Below are 19483 nucleotides of genomic sequence, written 5' to 3'. Positions count from 1 at the left end.
CTATTTCTCGCATGCTCATTTTTGGCAGGCCGGGCCAGGCGACAGCCGAGTGGTCCACGGCGTGACCCCGGGCGTCGTGATCAAGCGCGGCTCGACGGTGTCCTGGGCCGGCATCGCGGCGGTCACCAGGTCGACGACGATCGTGCTCTGCGCACCGGGCGCCAGGTCGACGGTGAAGACCGCGACCTCGCGGTCCTTCTCCAGGCCGGTGCCGAAGTCCACCGGGGCGCCGTCCTGCCGGGCGGCGACGGGCGAGCCGCCGGTCGGCGCGTAGACGAGGACGTTGGTGCGCATCGTGTAGTCCCCCGCCAGGCCGAGCCCGAGCACGCCGCGCGGCAGGCCGGTCTTCGGCGCGTTCGAGGCGAGCGTGACGCTCAGCCGCAGCGGACGCATGCCGCCCTCCAGGCACCGGCCCGTCTCCAGGGTCGCCGAGCGGGACAGGTAGTAGTCGAGCTTCGCGCCGGTGCCGTCGTTGAGGAAGACGCCGACGGTCGGTTGGGCGCCGTCGTCGGCGGGCAGGGTGCCGGCGAACACCGTCCCGGCGATCTCGGCCTGCTCGTCGGGGTGCGCGCTCCAGGCCAGCAGCCGGCGCTCGGACGCGGCCCGCGACAGCGCGGAGGCCAGGTCCTCGCTCACCGGCACGCCGGCCATGAGCCGGTCGAGGACGGCCTTGGCCGCGCCGGCGAAGTAGGCGTCCTGGTCCGGCTCGGCGGCGATCGTGAGGTACACCTCGGACAGCAGCTGTCGCACCGCGGTCGCGGCGGTCAGCTGACCTCCGGTGGGCAGCGGCACCGGGCCGGTCGCGGCGAGCAGGTACGCCAGGGCCACCGGGTCGGTCGCGAGCACCCCGTCGACGGTGCGCCCGGAGCGCTGCCGGTACATCTCGCGGATCAGCACGGCGGCGGTCGGGAAGTCCGGGGTGAGGTTCACGTTGGCCGGATATGTGCCCAGCCGCTCGGTGAACAGGTCCTCCTGGTCGGGATCGAGCGGCAGCACGGGCGAGTCGAACTGGCGCAGGGTCTTCGCCGCGGTGCCCTGCTCGATCAGGCTGATCCGGCCGTGGTCCGCCTGCAGTACCGCGAACGCGCCCGGCATCCCGCCGGTGGCCCGCACCTCGGCGAGGTTCTGGAAGAGCACGAGATAGGTCCGCGGTCCGCCGGCGCCGAGCAGCGCGGGCAGCAGCCGGGCGGCCCGCGCGGCCGGGTCGAGCAGCGGCACGACGCGGTCGAGGCCGTCCGTCACCCGCTTGAGCGCGGCGCGTACCCGCGGCTCGAGCCCGTCGCGGTCGAGGCCGGTGAGGCGGCGCTGGGCCGCACGGGCGGCGGCGGCCCCCTCGGCGATCCGCGGGGCGGCCGCCCGCACCGCCTTGAGATCGGCTTCGGTACCCGCGGATCCGTGTCTCATCGCGCCGCTCATGCCGTCGGCGGCGTCGAGCAGCGGGGGCAGCACCTTGGCCGCGAGGGCGTCCACGGCGTCGGCGACGGCCGCGACCGCGGTCAGGTCGTCGCCGGCGAGCGGCAGGTTGCGGCCGAGCCACCAGCTCGGCCCGTGCGTGTCGGCCCGCGCCGCGGCGGCGTGCCGGCGCAGGTCGGCCGCGGTGGCCCGGGCGGCCGCGAGGTCGCCGCCGCGCACCTGCCGCTCCAGGTCGCCGACCAGGGCCGCGGCCCGTTGCAGGTGCCCGGCCGCGTCGGCGGCCACCGTCGCCAGGCGTAGCCCGGCCCCGGCGAGCACCACGACCAGAACGATGCCGGCGGCGACGAACCGCCGCCGGGGCGTGCGCAGCGCGCGCCTCAGGCGTTCAATCAGCACCGCTGACCACCTCCTCGATGCGATCTGGGCGCAATGGATCTGGCACGGTGCGGACGCGCAGGGCGCGGTAGAAGTCCGCACGGCGGCGGGCGAGGGTCTCGGCGGAGTAGTCGCGGGCGCGGGCCAGGTTGCGCGCGGAGGCGGCGGCCATCGCGGCGGGGTCGGCGGCGAGCGCGATGATCGCGCGGGCGAGCGCGATCGGGTCGCCGGGCGGCACCAGCCGGGCGGTGCTGAGCAGCTCGGGGACGCCGCCCACGCCGGTGGCGACGGCGGGCAGGCCGCGGGCCATCGCCTCGATGAGCGCCCGGGGCAGGCCCTCGGTGCGCGAGGGCAGCACGAACAGGTCGGCGTCGTCGAGGAACAGCCGGACGGCGGCGCCGGGCGGCACGGCGCCGGCGAAGCAGACCCGGTCGCCCAGGCGCCGCTCGCGGACCAGCCGCTCCAGGCCGGCGCGGCAGCGGCCGTCGCCGACGTGCACCAGGCTCGGCTCCAACCCGGCGTCGACCAGCAGCGGCATGGCCTCGATGAGGACGTCGACGCCCTTGTACGGCTGCTCCAGCGAGGCGACGCTGACCAGCCGGATCGCGACCCGCGCGGCGCCGGCCGCCCGGCGCGGCCGCTCGGCGAAGGCGCTCTCCTCCAGCTGGATGCTCGAGTACGCGACGGTGACGGCCCCGGGCGCGGCCGGATAGCTGGCCTGCAGCGCCCGCTCGGTCACGTAGGACACCGCGGACGCGGCGCGGCACTGGGCACGCAGCCGGCGGGTGAACCACCGGCGCAGCAGCGGGCGCAGCGGGTGCCGGGATGCCTCGGGCGCGAACACGTCGTACGGGTCGCCGACGACCTCCAGCCCGAACGGGGTGCCGCGGCGGCGCAGCACGCGGTGCAGCAGCGTGCCGATCGCGGACGGCACACGCAGCAGGACCGCGTCGGCGGGCTCGGCGGCCGCGCGCACCGCGGCCCGCAGGCGGGGCAGGCGCAGCAGGTACCGCGCCGGCCCGACGTAGTGTGGCAGCGCGAAGACCTCGACCCCGTCGCCGTCGACCCGCTGCGCGCCGGGCGGGCGGCCGGGCCGGTCCGCGACCCGGGCCACCACCCGCACCTCGTCGAAGACCGCGCGGTACCGCTGCCAGAAGTCGTTGGCGGTGCCGGTGGTGGACCAGACGCGCCCGTCGGGCGTGCGCAGATACCGCTGCTCGCTGCTCACGACGAGGCGCACGCCGGCACCTCCTTCGCCGGGACGTCCTTGGCCTCGACGGTCTCGCCGCTCTCGCCGGTCAGACGCACGGACACGAGCCGGATCACGCCGTAGAACAGCATGCCGTAGACGCAGGTCTTGATCAGCGACTGGCTGTCGCCGCGGAAGCCGTACATCCAGGCGACCGTGAACAGCAGGCTGGCGTAGGCGTAGGCCGGCGCCCGGTCGATCCGGTTCACCAGCCACCGGTGCGCCAGGGTCAGCAGCGCGAAGACCACCGGGATGCCGGCCAGGCCGAAGTTGACGTACGCCTCGCCGGTGAGCGAGAAGCCGTAGCCGGAGGCGCTGCCCGGCGCGTATCGGTCGACCAGCCACTGCGACAGCGGGATCTGCGGCTGCCCGGGCACGAGATTGAGCAGCGCGTGCAGGTAGCTGGCCCCGTGCTGGTAGGGCTCGACCGACGGCACGTGCGTCATCACCCAGGTGTCGACGAAGAGCACCGAGCCCTGGTTGAGGATCTGGCTCGCGTCGGAGCCCTCGATCGCCCCGCCGCCGCGCAGGCCGAACAGCGCGGTCGCGCCGAACAGCAGCGCCACGCCCCACAGCAGCGGCCGCGGCAGCCGCTTGCCGCGCACCACCTCCTGATGCAGCACCAGCGCGAAGAGCACGAAGATGAAGTCGCGTTCGCCGGTGGCCAGGCAGTAGGCGATGTAGACGGCGAGGTTGAGCCGGTACGCGAACCGGCCGGCGGAGGTCTCGTACGCCACGAAGTACAGCGCGCACGCACAGATCTCCAGCAGCAGGTAGTCGTAGTGGCCGGGGCCGGCGACGGCGATGTGGTCGAGCTTGGTGCCCGCCGTGCTGCCGGCCAGGAACCCGGGGCCGCCCCAGGCCAGGACGGCGAGCCCGTAGCCGGCCAGCACCGCGAGCACCGCCGGGACCAGCGGCAGGCGGCGCGCGGGCGGGCGGGTCAGCGGGTCGGCCACGCGGCGGCGCTGCCGTACGAGCAGCCCGGCGATGAGCAGGCCGGCGAAGGCGAGCAGCAGCCCGAGCGCGGCCCGGCCGATGAGCAGCGTGTTGGTGCCGAAGTAGATGGTGCCGCCGAGCAGGTGGCTCACCACCGGGCCGAAGCCGAAGACGAAGAAGTACGCGGCCAGGTAGGCCAGCATGTCGCGCCGGCCCCCCACGATGAGCAGCACCGGCACGGCCAGGGCCGCCAGGACCACCGACTGCCAGGGCCGCGCCGCGAGGTCAACGGGCACGCCGCAGCACCTCCCACTTCAGCGCGCAGTGCACGGCCGCGGCGGCCGCGGTGGCCCACGCCGCGCCGAGCACGCCGTAGCGGGGCACCAGGGCCAGCGCGGCGAGGCCGGCGGCGACGAGCACGACCGCGTTCACCGCGAGCTGGCCGGTGAAGCGGCGCGCGGCCGACAGCCCGGCGTCGAGCACGAAGCAGGCGCCGCCGAGCACGGTGGCCAGCGTCAGCACGGTGAGCACCCGGCCGCCTTCGCCGGACGGGCCGGCGTACTCGTCGCCGTACAGCGCGCGCAGCAGCGCGGAGCCGAACAGCCCGGCCGCGCACACGCCCAGCCCGCCGGCCACGCCGACGCCGAGCAGCGCCTGGCGCAGCAGGCCGCGGAAGCCCTCGGGGGTGCCGTTGGCGCGCAGCTCGGCCAGGCGCGGCAGCAGGGTCTGCGCGACGGCGGAGAAGAAGACGTTGCCGGTCAGCACGAGGTATCCGGCGGCGGCGAACACGCCCAGCGCGGCGGCGCCGAGGTGGTCCTGCAGCGCGTAGCGGGGCACGTTCACGGTCAGCGAGGAGACCCCGGAGGCCAGGCCGAGCGGCAGCGCGACCCACAGCAGCCCGGCGACCCCGCCGGCGGCCCGGTGGGTGCCGTGCGGCAGCCGCGGGTCGGGCCGGTTGCGCAGCCGCCCGGCGAGCGGGGCGCAGCACATGAGCCACGTGATGAGCGACGCCGCCGCGGAGCCGGCCGCGGCCCACGCGACGCTGGTTGTGCCGTAGAGCAGCGCCGCGGTCAGCGCGACGCTCAGCCCGCCGTTGACCAGTTGCGCCACCGCGATGCCGCGCTGGTCGTGGTGGCGCTGCAGCAGGCCCAGGTAGATGTCGCCGACGCCGTCGAACGCCTTCGCGGCGCCGACCAGCAGTACCACCGCGGCCGGAAGGTCGAGGAGCGCCACCGCGGCGGCGATGATGCCTATCGCGAGCCCCATCGCGGCTAGCCGGATGCGCAGGTAGCGGCGGAACGGGTGCTCGCCGTTGGGGTCGGTGACCAGGACGGTGCGCAGCGACAGGTTCGCCAGCAGCACCACCGGGGCGCCGACGGCGAGGCCGAGCGCGTAGTCGCCGACCATCGCCGGGGAGCCCAGACGGGCGATCACGACGAGGACGAGCCACTGGCACAGGGCGTATCCCCCGTTGCCGGCGATTCCCCAGGTGAGGTTGCCGGTGAACGACGGACGCACCGGGCTCACGCGATGCCGCGTGGTGGTCATCACGCGCCGGCTCTGCGCCCGCGTCGCTGCCGTGCGGCGCGCTCCAGCACGTCGGCGACCGCGCGGGCGGCCGGGCGCTGGGCGAACAGCCGCTCCGCGCGCTCGCGGGCCAGCTCGCCGCGCCGGGCCAGGGTGCCGGCCCGGAAGTCGGCGTACGCCGCGCGCAGCGCACCGGCCAGCGCCGCCGGGTCGTCGCGGGGCACCACCCAGCCCGAGGCCGGGTCCAGCGTCTCCGGCAGAGCGCCGGCGTCGGAGACGATGCTCGGCACGCCCATCGCGGCCGCCTCCAGCGCCGCGCCGTGGTTCTCCGACAGCGACGGGCTGACGCTGCAGTCCGCGGCGGCGTAGCAGTCGCGCACGTCGAGCACCGAGTCGTGCCAGTCGACGGTGTGGTCGGTCGCCACGTCGAAGCGCTCCAGCAGTTGCCGCTTGTACGCGATGCCGGCCGCGTCGAAGCCCCCGCCGAGCAACACCAGCCGGGCGTCGGGGCGGTCCCGCGTGAACTCCCGCCAGGCGCTGAGCAGCACGTCGTGGCCCTTCACGCCGCGGCCCGGGCGCACCAGCCGCTTCGGCGCGTAGACGTAGGCGACCATGCACACGACGAACGTGTCGTCGCCGGCGCAGAGGGCGTCGCGCGACGCGGCCCGGTAGGCGGCCGAGGGCGGCGCGAACTGCTCGACGTCGACGCCGTACGGGATCGCCGGGGTCCGCTCCTCGGTCAGCCCGAGCTCGCGGTAGCGGCGGGCGACGTGCTCGCTGCCGCCGATCGTGACATCGTCGAGCCGGCACAGCAGCCGCTCGACGGCCCGGATGAGCGGCGACTCGAGGAACAGCGGCCCGGGCACCATGTGCACGCGAGCGGCATGGAGGCCCAGTGCGGCGAGGCGGCAGGCCAGCGCGGAGGCGTACAGGTGGTAGTGCACCACGTCCGGGTCGAGGCCACGCAGCTGCCGGCGCAGCCCGAGCAGGCCGCGCAGCGTCGCCGGCCCGGGCCGGAAGCGGAAGTCGAACGCGGACTGCACGACGTCGACGCCGCGGTCGTGCAGCGCCTTGCGCAGTTGCCCCTCGCTGCCCGGCGGCAGCACCGCGACCACGTCGTGGCCGCGCTCGCGCAGCTCGTCGACGTGCGGCAGGGTCCACCGGCCGCCGTCGGCGGTCTTGATCACCAGAGCTACCTTCATCGGGCCGGGACCCCCTTCACGGTCGTCTTCGCCGCCACGTCGCGGGTCACGCAGGCCCCGGCGCCGACCGTGGCGTCCGCGCCGACCCGCAGTCCCTGCAGGAGGCACGCGGTGGTGCCGATGAGCACGCCCGGGCCGATGTGGCAGTCGCCGGAGATCGCGGCGAGCGGGTTGACCTGCACGAAGTCCGACAGCACCGCGTCGTGGCCGACGGTGCAGTTCTGGTTGAGGTGCACGTGCCGGCCGATGGTGACGCTGGTGGTGACCCGCGCGCCGGGAAAGGCGACGAATCCCTCGCCGACCACCGTGTCCGGGCCGATCGTCGCCGCCGGGTGGACCAGCGACGCCGCGGCGAGGCCGTGCCGGCGCAGGTCGTCGTCGATGCGCGCGCGGACGCGCGGGTCGCCGATGCCGATCACGTAGCCGATCGACGGCCGCTCGTCGCTCAGCCGCGCGGTCGAGCCGAGGAACGGCACGCCGAGCGCGGCGATGCGGTCGAGGTTGCGCTGGCTCGGCCCGTCGTCGACGAAGCCGCGCACCGGCTGGCCGGACGCCCGCGCGATCATCAGCAGTTCCCGACCGTGGCCGCCGCAGCCGACGATCACCAGCCCGTTCTTCATCCGCGGACACCCTCGAACTCGTGGGCGGTGGCCGCACCTGCCGTGGTGATGCCGTCGCGGCGCAGCACGGTGCGCACCGTCTCGGCGAGGATGCGCAGGTCCAGCCGGAGCGACCGGTTGCGCACGTACTCGAGGTCGTAGGCGAACTTCTGCTCCCAGCTCAACGCGTTGCGCCCGCGCACCTGGGCCAGGCCCGTGATGCCGGGTCGCACGTCGTGCCGGTGGCGCTGCTCGTCGGTGTAGCGCGCCAGGTAGGACACCGGCAGCGGGCGCGGGCCGACCAGGCTCATCTCACCGCGCAGCACGTTCCACAGCGCCGGCAGCTCGTCGAGGCTGCTGGCGCGCAGGAAGCGCCCGGCGGCGGTGAGCCGCTCGGCGTCCTCGCCCGGGCCTTCGCGCATCGAGCGGAACTTGACCAGCGTGAACGGCGCGCCGTGCAGCCCGGCGCGTTCCTGCCGGAAGAGCACCGGACCGCCGAGGGTCGCGCGCACGAAAACGGCGGTGGCGGCGATGAGCGGGGCGAGCGCCAGGGCGGCCAGCGCGGCGCCGAGCACGTCCAGGGCTCGCCTCATCGCGCGTCCAGGAAGTCGTTGATCGCGTCGAACACGCGCCGCTGGGCGTCCTCGCGCAGGCCGGAGCCGCTGGGTAGGTTGAGGCCAGTGGCGAAGAGCCGGTCGGCGACGCCGGTCAGCCAGGCGCGGCGGCCGCGGTACACGGGCTGGGCGTGCATCGGTTTCCAGACCGGCCGGGTCTCGATGTCCCGCTCGGCCAGCCATGCGCCGAGGTCGGGCGCGGCCCAGCCGGCCCGTTCTTCGTCCACGACCAGCGTGGTGAGCCAGCAGTTGGCGCCGGGGTCGCCCTCGCCGAGCAGGTGGGTGCCGTCGGCGGCGGCGAAGAGCTTCAGGTACCGCTCCCGCAGCTGCCGGCGCCGGGCGATCATCTCGTCCAGCCGGGCCAGCTGCCCCCGCCCCAGCGCCGCGAGCAGGTTGCTGAGGCGGTAGTTGTACCCGACGTCGCGGTGCTCGTAGTGCGCCACCGGCTCGCGGGCCTGGGTGGCCAGGTGCCGGCAGCGGGCGGCGAGTTCCGCGTCGTCGGTGACGAGCATGCCGCCGCCGGACGTGGTCAGGATCTTGTTGCCGTTGAAGGACAACGCCGCGGCCCGGCCGAACGAGCCCGCCGGCCGCCCGTTCCGGGTCGCGCCGAGCGCCTCCGCGGCGTCCTCGACGATCGGCACGCCGTGCCCGCCGACGGCGGCGGCGAGGGCCTCGTGGTCGGCGCAGGCCCCGAACAGGTCGACGGGCACGATCGCGCCCACCGTGCGCCCCTCGCGGCGCAGGTCGGCCACGGCGCGGGCGACGAGGTCGGGGTCGACGTTGCCGTCGCCGGGTCGGCTGTCGACGAAGACGGGCTCGGCGCCGGTGTAGACGACGGCGTTCGCGGTCGCCGCGAACGTCAGCGTCGGCACCACGACCGCCTGGCCGGGCCCGACGCCGACCGCCAGCAGTGCCAGGTGCAGCGCGGCGGTGCCGGAGCTGACCCCGACGGCGTGCGCGGTGCCGCACCGGCGGGCGACCTCCGCCTCGAACGCGTCGAGATCCGGTCCGACGGGCGCGACCCAGCCGGACCTCAGCGCGTTGACCAGGTAGCGCTCCTCGACGCCGGACACGTCGGGGGCCGAGAGGAAGATCCGCGCGTTCACCACACACCCCCGCTGGAGTCCACCCTGATGCTCTTCGTCTGCCGGGCCAACCTGTGCCGGTCCGCGATGGCCGAGCGGATGGCCCGCGCGCTCGGGCTGGAGGCCGGCAGCGCCGGTACGCACGCGGTGCCGGGCCTGGCCATGCCCGCGCACGCCGAGGCCGTGCTGCGCGAGGCGGGCGCCGACCCGGAGGGTTTCCGTAGCCGCCGGGTGACGCCGCCGCTGCTGACCGGGGCCGATCTGGTGCTCACCGCGAGCCGGGCCGAGCGGGCGCACTGCGTGACGCTGGCCCCGTCGACGGCGGCGAGGACGTTCACGCTGCGCCAGTACGGGCGGTATCTGGCCGCGCTGCCGCCGGGCTGCGGACCCGAGGAGGTCGCGCGGGTCCGCGGCCGGCTGCAGCCGGGCACGCCCGGCGACGACGACCTCGACGACCCGTACGGCGGGCCGATCGAGGGCTTCCGGGAGTGCGCCGGGACGATCAGCACCATCCTCAGGCTCCTCGCGTCCCGGCCTTGACCGCCACCGGCTCCCCGGCGGTCACCTCCGGCGCGGCCGATGACCGGTGGCGCGGGCGCTCGGCCTCGTGCGGGCCGTAGTACGCGTATGTGTAGCCGTCGCCGTTGCCGCCCTTGGCGCCGTTGAGCACGCAGCCGAACAGCCGGGCCGAGACCGCCTCGATCGCGAGGACCGCGGCCTGGGCCTGCGCGACCGTCGTGCGCCCGGCTCGGGTCACCAGCACGGCCCCGTCGGCGCGACTGGCGACCACGGCGGCGTCGGTGACGACCAGCAGCGGGGAGCTGTCCACGACGACGTAGTCGTAGGCCTCGCTGACCTGGGTCAGCAGCCGGGCCATCTGCTGCGAGCCGAGCAGTTCGCTGGGGTTGGGCGGGATCGAGCCGCTGGGCAGCACCCACAGCTCCCGCTCGCCCCAGCGTTGCACCGCGGTGTCCAGGTCGAGCTGGCCGACGAGCACGTTGGTCAGGCCGACGGCGCCCTCCAGGTCGAGGTATCCGGCGAGCTTCGGCCGGCGCACGTCCGCGTCGACGAGCAGAACCCGGTGGCCGGCCTCGGCGAGCACGATGGCCAGGTTGCAGGCGATCGTGGACTTGCCCTCGTCGGGCAGCGCGCTGGTCACCACGACGCAGCGGGCCCGCCGGTCCGGGTCGACGAACTGCAGGTTGGTGCGCAGGTGCCGCATCGCCTCGCCGCGCGGCGACCAGGCCGCGTCCTCGACGAGCAGCGGGGATTCGATCGTGTGCGCGTCATGCGGTACCGCGGCCAGAATCGCCTTTCGCGTCGCCTGCCGCAGTGCCGCCGCCGACCGGATGCTGTTGTCCAGGATCTCCCGCATGACGGCCGCGGCGGCCCCGGCGATCAGCCCCAGCAGCAGCGCGATCGCGAAGTTGCGCACCGGCTGCGGGCTGATCGGGTCGGTGCTGACCCGTGGCCCGGTGACCACGTCCACGCGCACGGTCGGGTCGCTGCCCCCGGGCGGGGTCTCGAGCGTCGCCACGAGCGCGGCGAACCGGGTCGCGACCGCCTGGGCGATGCGCAGGGCGCGGGCGCTGTCGGTGTCGACGACGGTGACCTCCAGCAGCACCGTGTCCGGGACGGTCCGCGCGCTGATGCGCCGCCGCACCTCGCCGGCGTCGAGCCCGACGGCCGGGTCCGCGGCGACGGCGCCGGCGAGCCGGTCGCTGCCCACGAGGTTGACGTAGGACCGCGCGCGCTGCTGGGAGAACAGGCCGCCCTGGTAGGCGTCGGTGATGCCGCTGCTGGGCGTGCTGACGAAGAAGGTGACGTTCGCCGCGTACGTCGGGGCGGTCCGGGCGGTCACGACGACCGCGGCGACCAGCGCCAGGCACGCCGTCGTGGCCACCAGCCACCAGCGTTTGCGGACCGCGCTGACGTAGTCGCGCAGCTCCATACGCCATGACCTCCCGTAGCCGATCGTTCGACCCAGCGTGACATTTCACGATGGGCTTTGGGGTGCGATACGGCTTTTACGCCGAAATTTGTCGGTAATTCATGAAGAATCGTCGCGTGGACGATCACCGACCCGCGGGGCCCGGGGACTGGCCCGCCGACCTGTACGCCTGGACCGGCGGGCTCGCCCTCGCCGTGGCGCTGGCGCGCCCGTCCCTGGCCGCGGCGGCGGGGACACTGCTGCTGGCGGCCGCGCTGCACTCGGCGGTGGCCTGGCCGGTGCGGCTGTACCGGCGGCGCTACGAGTACGCGTCGATGGCGGAGCTGCGCGCCCTGGTGGCGACCGTGTCGATCGCGTGCGGGCTACTGGTCGCGCTGGCCCCCGCGCCACGGGTCGTCCCGGTCCTCGGCGGCGCGGCGGCGCTGCTCGCGATGGTGGCGATCCGCTGGACCCGCCTGGCCCGCCGCCCGGCCCGCGACGCGACCGTCCCGGTGCTCGTCTACGGCGCGGGCGCCGCCGGCCACCGGCTGCTCGCGGCGATGCGGCGGGACCGGCACTGCCGGTACCGCGCGGTGGGCTTCCTGGACGACGATCCGCACAAGCACCGGCTGCGCATCTCGGGAATCTCCGTGCTGGGCGGGCGAAGCGCACTGCGGGACGCGCTGGTCTCGACCGGAGCGGCCGGGGTCATCTTCGCCGTCCGCAACGAGGACGGCTCGCTGCTGCGCTCGGTGCGGTCCGATTTGTCGCGGTACTCGGGATCTGGGTACTTCCTCAAAGTGTTGCCCTCGCTGGACGACTCCCTCGACCGGCCGGTCAGCGTGGCCGAGGTCCGCGACGTCCAGCTCTCCGACCTGCTCGGGCGCCGGCAGATCGACACCGACCTCGCCGCGATCGGCGACTACCTCACCGGCCGCCGCGTCCTGGTGACCGGCGCCGGCGGCTCGATCGGCTCGGAGCTGTGCCGCCAGCTGCACCGCTTCGCCCCGGCCGAGCTCATGATGCTCGACCGCGACGAGTCCGCCCTGCACGCCGTGCAGCTGTCCATCCACGGCCGCGCACTGCTCGACGACCCGTCGCTGATCCTCGCCGACCTGCGCGACGCGGCGACGATCCGGGCCGTCTTCGAGGCGCGCCGCCCCGAGGTCGTCTTCCACGCCGCCGCGCTCAAGCACCTCACGCTGCTCGAGCGCCACCCCGCGGAGGCGCTGCAGACCAACGTCCTGGGCACACTCAACGTGCTGGAGGCGGCCGCCGCCACGGGCGTGTCGCGCCTGGTCAACATCTCCACCGACAAGGCGGCCAACCCGATCAGCGTGCTCGGCTGGTCCAAGCGGATCACCGAGCGGCTGACCGCCCACCACGGGTACCTCAACGTCCGCTTCGGCAACGTCCTCGGCAGCCGCGGCTCGGTGGTCACCGCGTTCCGCGCGCAGATCGCGGCCGGCGGCCCGGTGACCGTCACCGACGCCGGCGTCACGCGGTACTTCATGACCGTCGCCGAGGCCGTCCAGCTGGTCATCCAGGCAGCCGCGATCGGCGCCGGCGGCGAGGCCCTGGTGCTCGACATGGGCTCCCCCGCGCGCATCGCCGACCTGGCCCGCCAGCTCATCGGCGACGCGCCGGTCGAGATCGTGTACACCGGCCTGCGCCCCGGCGAGAAGCTGCACGAGGAGTTGTTCGGCACCGGCGAGGCCGACGTCCGGCCCCTGCACCCGCTCATCTCACACGTGTGGGTCCCCCCGCTGGATCCCGCGCTGGCCCGTGCGCTGGCCGCCCGGCCGCTCCCGCCGTCCGCGCTGGCCGGCGCCATGTCGGACCTCTGTGTGGTGCCCGAGGTGGCTATCGACGTACCGACGCTGTCCGCCGCTCGCAGCGGCTGACCGCCTTGGCGAGCTCCCGGCTTAGTCCAAAGTGGACTAATGGTCCGGACGGCTCAGATGACCGCGAGCCGCGGCAGAACCTTCTCGGCCAACTCGGTGGCGAATTCGACCGGGTTGCGGTCCGGCATGGCCTGGATCTCGGTGATCCCGAGCGCCGCGAGTTCGTCGGCGTAGGCGAGCCAGCCGTCGACGTCGGCCAGCACGGGGCGCATGATCACCACGGTCTTGATGATCGAGTCGTAGTCGCGGCCCTCGGCGTCGCAGTGGGCGCGCAGGATGTCAAGCTTGCGGGCCACCTCCGCGGACGAGCTGGCGAAGAGGTTGCAGGCGTCGCCGTACTTGGCCACCAGGCGCAGCGTCTTCTTCTCCCCGCCGCCACCGATCATGATCATCGGGTGCGGGCGGCTGAGCGCTGCCGGCGAGTTCAGCGTCTCGGTCAACCGGTAGTGCGTGCCGTTGTACTCCCCGACCGTGCCGCTCCACATCTGCAGGCAGATCTGCAGCGTCTCCTCAAGCCGCTCGAACCGCTCGGCGACCGGCACGACCGGCACGCCGAGGCCTCGCTGCTCCCGCTCGTACCACGAGGCGCCGATGCCCAGCCGGGCACGCCCGCCGGAGAGCACGTCGAGCGTGGTGACGATCTTGGCCAGCAGTCCCGGGTGGCGGTACATCACGCCGGTGACCAGCAGGCCCAGCTGCATCTGCGAGGTGACCGCCGCGACATACCCGAGCGTCGTGTAGCCCTCGAGCATCGGCTCCTCGGCCGGCGCGGTCGCCTCCATCTGGAAGTAGTGATCCATGACCGTGAACACGGCGACCCCCGACTGCTCGGCGATCAAGGCCGTCTCGCGCAGGGTCGGGGCGATCGCCTCCGGCTGGGCCGGCTTGGCGAAGTTCCAGTAGTGCAAACCAAGCTTCATGCTCCCAGTTTCCAGCCTGGCCCGCGCTTTGCTCGAGTATCCGCGGGGGTTCCCACCCCCACACCCCCCATGCCCGCCTCTCTCACCTTCTGCGCTTCGTTACGACTTCGTCGGACTCCGGCCCGGCCGCGGTGTCGGCACGCTTGGGAAACCTCATGGCCAGCGCGACCCGCACCGCGCGGTCCGGCTCGGCCGGCAGCGGCGGGCCTCGAGCGGGCCGGAGACGACCCGAACCACATTCACGCCGCCGAGTATCTTTCCTAGGCGGGCCGGCGAACAGGGGGACGATGGTGGATGCGGTCGGGTTGCGGGCCCATCTCGGCTACGTGCTGAGCGAGGCCGAGCGGGCGGTGAACCGCGGGTTGGCGGCGGGGCTGCAGCCCGAGGGCGTCCCGGTCGAGCACTGGCGCATCCTGCAGGCGCTCTCGGACGGCCGTGGGCACTCGATGGGCGACCTCGCCGAGGCCGCGCTCATGCCGCACCCGACCCTGACGAAGATCGTCGACCGGCTCGTGGACGGCGCGCTCGTCTACCGTCGTCAGGATCCGAACGATCGGCGGCGGGTCGCGGTGTACCTCTCCGAGGCCGGCACCGCGCTGCTGGGCCGCCTCGACCACGCGGCGACCGCGCATCACCGCGCCGTGGAGGCCGCGTTCGGAGCGGCCCGCGCCGAGCGCCTGATGCGCGAGCTCACGGACCTGATCGAGGCCGTCCGGTAAAGAGTCGAGCGACCGCACCCGTCATCGCGGCGGCGATCTGACGCCGGCTCACGGCCCGGCGCGCATCGGGTTATCGCGCGCCGCCATGGTAGTCCCGCTCGGTTGCGGCGCGTGTCATCCGGGCGGCGGCTCGTTGCGTCGCCCGTTGGCTGACAACGCGGCTGCACCCGGACCGCTACCTTAGGTGAACCAGCCCGGCAACGGGCTGTCGGGAAGGCAGAGATCCGCCGGGCGTCCATCTTGGTCGCCGATTCGGCCCGGCGGGGAGCCAGTGGCGAAACCGGCCCCGAACAACTTTGTTCCATGGGAGATCCGGTGGGTTCGTCCTTGCGTGCGGCATCGCATTCCTGACGCTCTCTTCGATTCTCGCAAAAAACCCGCTCCGCGTCGGCGCCGCGTATTCCGCGGTCGCCGCGCCATGCCCGGCTGCCCTCGAAGGAGTCGACGTGCGCAAAAAAGTCGTCATCGGTGTATCGGCCGGCGTCGCTGTGGTGGCGCTGGCCCTCGGCATCGGCATCGGCGTGGCGCACCAGGGCCCCGCCGAGTACACACCGGCCGCGGAGAGCCGGCCCGCGAAGAACGGCGAAGTGCCGGCGCCGCCCGCGCCGCCGCAGCTGCGGCCGTCCGAACGCGTCGTCGTCATCGGCAAGTAGCGCCAGATCCACCACTGAGATTCGGGAGAGCTCGTGTTCCAGTCCAAGAAGCAGAAGATCGCCGCCGTCGGTGCGACCGCCGTGGCCGTCCTCGTCGGCGTGGGCGCGGCCGCGTACGGCGCGGTGCCGAACTCCGCCACCGGAGTGATCACCGGCTGCCGCAACACCGGCTCGGGAGCGCTGCGTGTCATCGATTACCAGGCCGGCAAGCGCTGCAAGAAGAACGAGCAGACGATCCAGTGGAACAACCAGGGCCCGCGGGGCGACCGCGGCCTGGACGGCGCGGCGGGCGCCCAGGGCCCCGCCGGCCCGGTCGGCTCGCCCGGTGCGAAGGGCGACACTGGCGCGAAGGGCAACACGGGCGCGACGGGCCCCGCCGGCGCAATGGGCGCCGCTGGCGCGACTGGCCCCGCTGGCGCAACTGGCGCGAAGGGCGACAAGGGCGACACTGGCGCAACAGGGGCCACCGGCGCCCAGGGCGCAAAGGGTGACACTGGCGCGACCGGCCCCGCCGGCGCGGCTGCCGCGAAGGGTGACAAGGGCGACACCGGCGCTACCGGAGCCCAGGGCGAAAAAGGCGACAAGGGCGACACCGGGGCCACCGGCGCCCAGGGCGAAAAAGGCCTGAAAGGCGACAACGGCGCCCAGGGCGACAAGGGCGACACTGGCGCGACCGGAGCCGCGGGCGAGAAGGGCGAGAAGGGCGACACTGGCGCCACTGGAGCCGCGGGCGAGAAAGGCGAGAAGGGCGACACTGGCGCCACCGGAGCCGCGGGCGAGAAAGGCGAGAAGGGCGACACTGGCGCCACCGGAGCCGCGGGCGAGAAGGGCGACAAGGGGGACCAGGGCGAGAAGGGGGAGCAGGGCCTCCAGGGCATCCCGGGCGTCAACGGCAAGGACGGCGCCCCGGGGCCGCAGGGTGAGAAGGGCGACAAGGGCGACACCGGCGCTCAGGGCATCCAGGGCGAGAAGGGCGACAAGGGTGACACCGGCGTCCAGGGCCTGCCCGGCATGCCCGGCGCGAGCGCGTACGACATCGCCAAGGCCGCCGACCCCAGCATCGGCACCGTCGACGAGTGGCTGATGACGCTGGTCGGCCACGGCACGGACGGCAAGGACGCGTTCCAGATGGCCGTCGACAGCGGCCTCTTCACCGGCACCCCCGAGGAGTGGCTGGCCTCGCTCAAGGGCGCGAAGGGCGACACCGGCGCGACCGGCACCGCGGGTCAGAAGGGCGACACCGGCGCCGCCGGTGCGACGGGCGCGTCAGGCAAGGACGGCGCGAACGGCAAGGACGGCGCGAACGGCAAGGACGGCGCCTCGATGCTGACCGGCGCCGGCGCCCCCGCCGCCGCCCTGGGCTTCGTCGGCGACATCTACCTCAACACCACGGACTTCACGCTCTACAAGAAGACCGACGCCACCACCTGGGCCAGCATCGGCAGCATCAAGGGTGCCACGGGCGCGACCGGCCCGGCCGGTGCCACCGGCGCCCAGGGGCCGGCCGGCGAGGGGTACACGAAGATCGCGTCGCAGATCTCCGTCCAGTCGTCCAACAACTCCGCGACGACCACCAACCTGTCCTGCGGCACCGGCCAGACCGCGGTGGGCGGCGGCGTGACCTCGTACTCGACCAACATCACGTACAGCGGCTCGAAGGCCAACACCGACGCCTTCAGCAACCAGTGGTCGATCACCTACAAGAAGACCGGCTCGTCCGGCGGCACGCTGCAGGCCTTCGTGCTCTGCATCGGCTGACGCATCGACCGATCGGGGTCTCGGCTCGCCGAGCCGGGGCCCCTTTCCAAGATCCAGCGCAAGACCAGATCCGACGCGAGAAAGGCGAGCCGTACGTGCGCACTGTGGTGAGGCTGGTGGGGTCGGCGGTCGTGGGCGCCGTCGTCGTGAGCGGGTTCGGGACGGTGGCGCATGCCGCGGCCCCGGCCGTCGCCGCGGTCACCCCGAAGAACGGCACGACCGGGGTACCGGCCAATGTACATCCGACGGTCACCTTCAACAACGCGACCGACCCGGCGTCGCTGCGGTACTCGTTCGTCAGGACCGCCGGCGGCGCGGCCGTGCCGGCGTACTACACGTACGACGCCCCGACGCACACGTTCACGTTCGTGCCGCGCGCCGCGCTCGCCGACTCGACGCGGTACACGATCACGGTGAAGGTGAAGGGCAGCACCGGCGTGCTGAGCGACCAGTACATCTGGGCGTTCACCACCGGCGTGAGCGACCGCACCGCCCCGAGCGCGCCCGGCGCGCCGGTCGTGACCGACGTGACCACCACCGCCGCGACGGTGAGCTGGGGCGCGTCCAGCGACGACACGGGTGTCACCGCATACCAGGTCTTCAACGGTACGGGCACCGCGCCGATCGCCACGCTGACCGGCGCTCCCCCGGCCACCACGACCACGCTGACCGGCCTGACGCCGTCGACCGCGCACTCGATCACGGTGAGGGCGCTCGACGCCGCCGGGAACATCTCGGCGAGCAGCGCCGCGGCCACGTTCACCACGCTGACCCCGCCGCCCCCGCCGGATGTGACCGCGCCGACGGCACCGGGCGCGCCGGTCGTCGGCGAGCTCACCTCGACGAGCGTCGCGCTGTCCTGGGCGGCGTCCACCGACGACCGGGGCGTGGTGTCGTATCGCGTGACCGGCGGCCCGTCGGTGCAGACCGTGACCGCCACGAGCGCCACGATCACCGGCCTGAGCGCGAAGACGCGGTACACCTTCACCGTCGAGGCCCTGGACGCGGCCGGCAACGTCTCCGCGGCGTCCCCGGCCACGACCGTGACCACGCCCGCCGCCCCGCTGGTCAACGCGCGCAACGGGGCCGGCGTCCCGGGCGCGACCGGAAGGACACTGGTGCTCTACGACACCACCGGCCCGTATGGCTTCCTCGGCGAGCAGTACGCGATCGCCACCGCGAACCTGGCCTCGCACTTCGGCGACTGGACCGCGCAGCCGGTGGTGGACTACGCGGCCGGGGATTTCGACGAGTACCAGGCCGTCATCTACATGGGCTCCACCTACGACGAGCCGATCCCGGCGGCCTTCCTCGACGACGTCACCGCCACGAGCAAGCCGGTGATCTGGGTGTACGACAACATCTGGCAGCTCACGGCCCGCGACCCGGACTTTGCCGCGAACCGCGGCTTCACCTGGACGCAGTTCGACGTGTCCGCCGTGTCCAAGGTCAACTACGAGGGCAGGACCTTCACCCGCGACCCGCAGAATCTCGCCGGCATCATGGGCACGACGATCGGCGACGCGAGCAAGGCGACCCCGATCGGCAACGCCGTGCGCGACTCGGACAGCTCCGCGCTGTCGTGGGGAGTGCGGTCCGGCAACTTCACCTACCTGGGCGAGATCCCGTACGCGTACATGAGCGCCGACGACCGGTACGTGGCCTTCGCCGACCTGCTCATGGACGTGCTCGCGCCGCAGACCGCCGAGCGGCGCCGCGCGCTGGTGCGCATCGAGGACGTCGGGCCTGATGCGGACCCGGCCGAGCTCAACGCGATCACGACGTATCTGTCGAGCCGGAACATCCCGTTCTCGGTCGCGGTCTACCCGCGCTACGTCGACGCGAAGGGCGCGCTCAACGGCGGGGTTCCCGAGGACTACACGCTCGCGGACCGGCCGCAGGTGGTGGCCGCGCTCAAGAACATGCAGGCGCATGGCGGCACGCTGCTCATGCACGGGTACACCCACCAGTACGCGAGCAAGGACAACCCGTACAACGGGGTCAGCGCCGACGACTTCGAGTTCTACCTGGCCCACGTCGACGCCGCGACCAACTACGTGATCTACGACGGCCCGGTGGCCGAGGACTCCCAGGCCTGGGCGCAGGGCCGGATCGACGCGTCCTTCGCCGCCTTCGCCGCCGCCGGCCTGGGCCGGCCGACGACCTTCGAGTTCCCGCACTATGCCGGCAGCGACGCGGCCAACCGCGCGGTCGCCGCGACGTTCTCGACCCGCTACGACCGTGGCCTGTACCCGTCGGGCGCCCTGCGCGGCGGCGCGCTGGACAACACCCGGATCTTCGGCCAGTTCTTCCCGTACACGGTGCGCGACATCTACGGCGTGCTGGTCTACCCGGAGAACCTGGGCAACATCGAGCTCGAGCCGTACAACAACCATCCGGCTCACCTGCCGGCGGACATCGTCAAATCGGCGCAGCTCAACAAGGTGATGAAGGACAGCGTGGCGAGCTTCTTCTTCCACCCGTACGTCGACGTCAGCTATCTGCGCGCGACGGTGGAGGGCGTGCTCGCGGCGGGGTACACCTTCGTTCCGGCCTCCTCGATGCAGTGACACCTATCGCGGCCGGCGTCCCCTCGATG

16 protein-coding genes are annotated in these 19483 nt (G+C 73.7%); 6 read left to right on the top strand and 10 right to left on the bottom strand.

What is annotated here, in order from left to right; all coding sequences use genetic code 11:
• Window positions 1–15 precede the first annotated feature (15 nt).
• The 8 genes from ABT297_RS33735 to ABT297_RS33700 are packed head-to-tail and all read right to left on the bottom strand — an operon-like array spanning window position 16 to window position 9021.
• Complete coding sequence (locus tag ABT297_RS33735) at window positions 16–1809, bottom strand: DUF4012 domain-containing protein (protein ID WP_350556522.1); 1794 nt, start codon at window positions 1807–1809, stop codon at window positions 16–18.
• Complete coding sequence (locus tag ABT297_RS33730; protein ID WP_350556521.1) at window positions 1799–3028, bottom strand: glycosyltransferase family 4 protein; 1230 nt, start codon at window positions 3026–3028, stop codon at window positions 1799–1801. Before ABT297_RS33730 ends, ABT297_RS33735 begins: the two co-directional genes overlap by 11 nt.
• Window positions 3013–4269 carry an O-antigen polysaccharide polymerase Wzy gene (gene wzy / locus ABT297_RS33725; RefSeq protein WP_350556520.1) on the bottom strand — a complete coding sequence of 419 codons (1257 nt, stop codon included), beginning with the start codon at window positions 4267–4269 and terminating at the stop codon, window positions 3013–3015. Before wzy ends, ABT297_RS33730 begins: the two co-directional genes overlap by 16 nt.
• Window positions 4259–5500 carry a lipopolysaccharide biosynthesis protein gene (locus ABT297_RS33720; RefSeq protein ID WP_350556519.1) on the bottom strand — a complete coding sequence of 414 codons (1242 nt, stop codon included), beginning with the start codon at window positions 5498–5500 and terminating at the stop codon, window positions 4259–4261. The genes wzy and ABT297_RS33720 overlap by 11 nt, the downstream gene beginning before the upstream one ends.
• Window positions 5501–5520: 20 nt before the next feature.
• Window positions 5521–6702 carry a glycosyltransferase gene (locus ABT297_RS33715; RefSeq protein WP_350556518.1) on the bottom strand — a complete coding sequence of 394 codons (1182 nt, stop codon included), beginning with the start codon at window positions 6700–6702 and terminating at the stop codon, window positions 5521–5523.
• Entirely contained in the window at window positions 6699–7322 is a 624-nt protein-coding gene (locus tag ABT297_RS33710) for an acetyltransferase (protein WP_350556517.1), read from the bottom strand. The genes ABT297_RS33715 and ABT297_RS33710 overlap by 4 nt, the downstream gene beginning before the upstream one ends.
• Entirely contained in the window at window positions 7319–7894 is a 576-nt protein-coding gene (locus ABT297_RS33705; protein ID WP_350556516.1) for a sugar transferase, read from the bottom strand. The genes ABT297_RS33710 and ABT297_RS33705 overlap by 4 nt, the downstream gene beginning before the upstream one ends.
• Window positions 7891–9021, bottom strand: coding sequence for a DegT/DnrJ/EryC1/StrS family aminotransferase (locus ABT297_RS33700; RefSeq protein ID WP_350556515.1), 1131 nt, complete (start codon window positions 9019–9021; stop codon window positions 7891–7893). The genes ABT297_RS33705 and ABT297_RS33700 overlap by 4 nt, the downstream gene beginning before the upstream one ends.
• Window positions 9022–9048: 27 nt before the next feature.
• Here ABT297_RS33700 and ABT297_RS33695 point away from each other — a divergent pair, with 27 nt between their 5' ends.
• Window positions 9049–9540 carry an arsenate reductase/protein-tyrosine-phosphatase family protein gene (locus tag ABT297_RS33695; protein WP_350556514.1) on the top strand — a complete coding sequence of 164 codons (492 nt, stop codon included), beginning with the start codon at window positions 9049–9051 and terminating at the stop codon, window positions 9538–9540.
• Here the strand turns inward: ABT297_RS33695 and ABT297_RS33690 are convergent.
• Complete coding sequence (locus ABT297_RS33690) at window positions 9515–10951, bottom strand: tyrosine-protein kinase domain-containing protein (RefSeq protein WP_350556513.1); 1437 nt, start codon at window positions 10949–10951, stop codon at window positions 9515–9517. The two genes, ABT297_RS33695 and ABT297_RS33690, sit on opposite strands and share 26 nt — an antisense overlap.
• A 116-nt stretch (window positions 10952–11067) precedes the next feature.
• Between ABT297_RS33690 and ABT297_RS33685 the strand changes: the two genes are divergently transcribed.
• The gene (locus ABT297_RS33685; RefSeq protein ID WP_350556512.1) at window positions 11068–12834 is read left to right on the top strand and encodes a polysaccharide biosynthesis protein; all 1767 of its coding nucleotides are present in this window, start codon (window positions 11068–11070) and stop codon (window positions 12832–12834) included.
• Between the two features lie 53 nt (window positions 12835–12887).
• Here the strand turns inward: ABT297_RS33685 and ABT297_RS33680 are convergent, their stop codons facing one another.
• Window positions 12888–13754: an LLM class F420-dependent oxidoreductase gene (locus ABT297_RS33680; protein ID WP_350556511.1), complete on the bottom strand. Its 867-nt coding sequence runs from the start codon at window positions 13752–13754 to the stop codon at window positions 12888–12890.
• Between the two features lie 287 nt (window positions 13755–14041).
• Between ABT297_RS33680 and ABT297_RS33675 the strand changes: the two genes are divergently transcribed.
• The 4 genes from ABT297_RS33675 (at window position 14042) to ABT297_RS33660 (ending at window position 19454) form a co-directional block, all read left to right on the top strand.
• Window positions 14042–14473 carry a MarR family winged helix-turn-helix transcriptional regulator gene (locus ABT297_RS33675; protein ID WP_350556510.1) on the top strand — a complete coding sequence of 144 codons (432 nt, stop codon included), beginning with the start codon at window positions 14042–14044 and terminating at the stop codon, window positions 14471–14473.
• Window positions 14474–14919: 446 nt separating this feature from the next.
• On the top strand, window positions 14920–15126 hold the full coding sequence (locus tag ABT297_RS33670) for a hypothetical protein (protein WP_350556509.1): 207 nt from the start codon (window positions 14920–14922) through the stop codon (window positions 15124–15126).
• Window positions 15127–15207: 81 nt separating this feature from the next.
• Window positions 15208–16884: a collagen-like domain-containing protein gene (locus ABT297_RS33665; RefSeq protein ID WP_350556508.1), complete on the top strand. Its 1677-nt coding sequence runs from the start codon at window positions 15208–15210 to the stop codon at window positions 16882–16884.
• A 95-nt stretch (window positions 16885–16979) separates the two neighbouring features.
• Window positions 16980–19454: a DUF2334 domain-containing protein gene (locus ABT297_RS33660; protein WP_350556507.1), complete on the top strand. Its 2475-nt coding sequence runs from the start codon at window positions 16980–16982 to the stop codon at window positions 19452–19454.
• Window positions 19455–19483: the final 29 nt, after the last annotated feature.

This window comes from Dactylosporangium sp. NPDC000555 (assembly GCF_040300025.1).
Lineage (GTDB): Bacteria > Actinomycetota > Actinomycetes > Mycobacteriales > Micromonosporaceae > Dactylosporangium.
The sequence above is the reverse complement of the archived record's forward strand: the minus strand, read 5'-3'. Positions and strand labels throughout refer to the sequence as shown.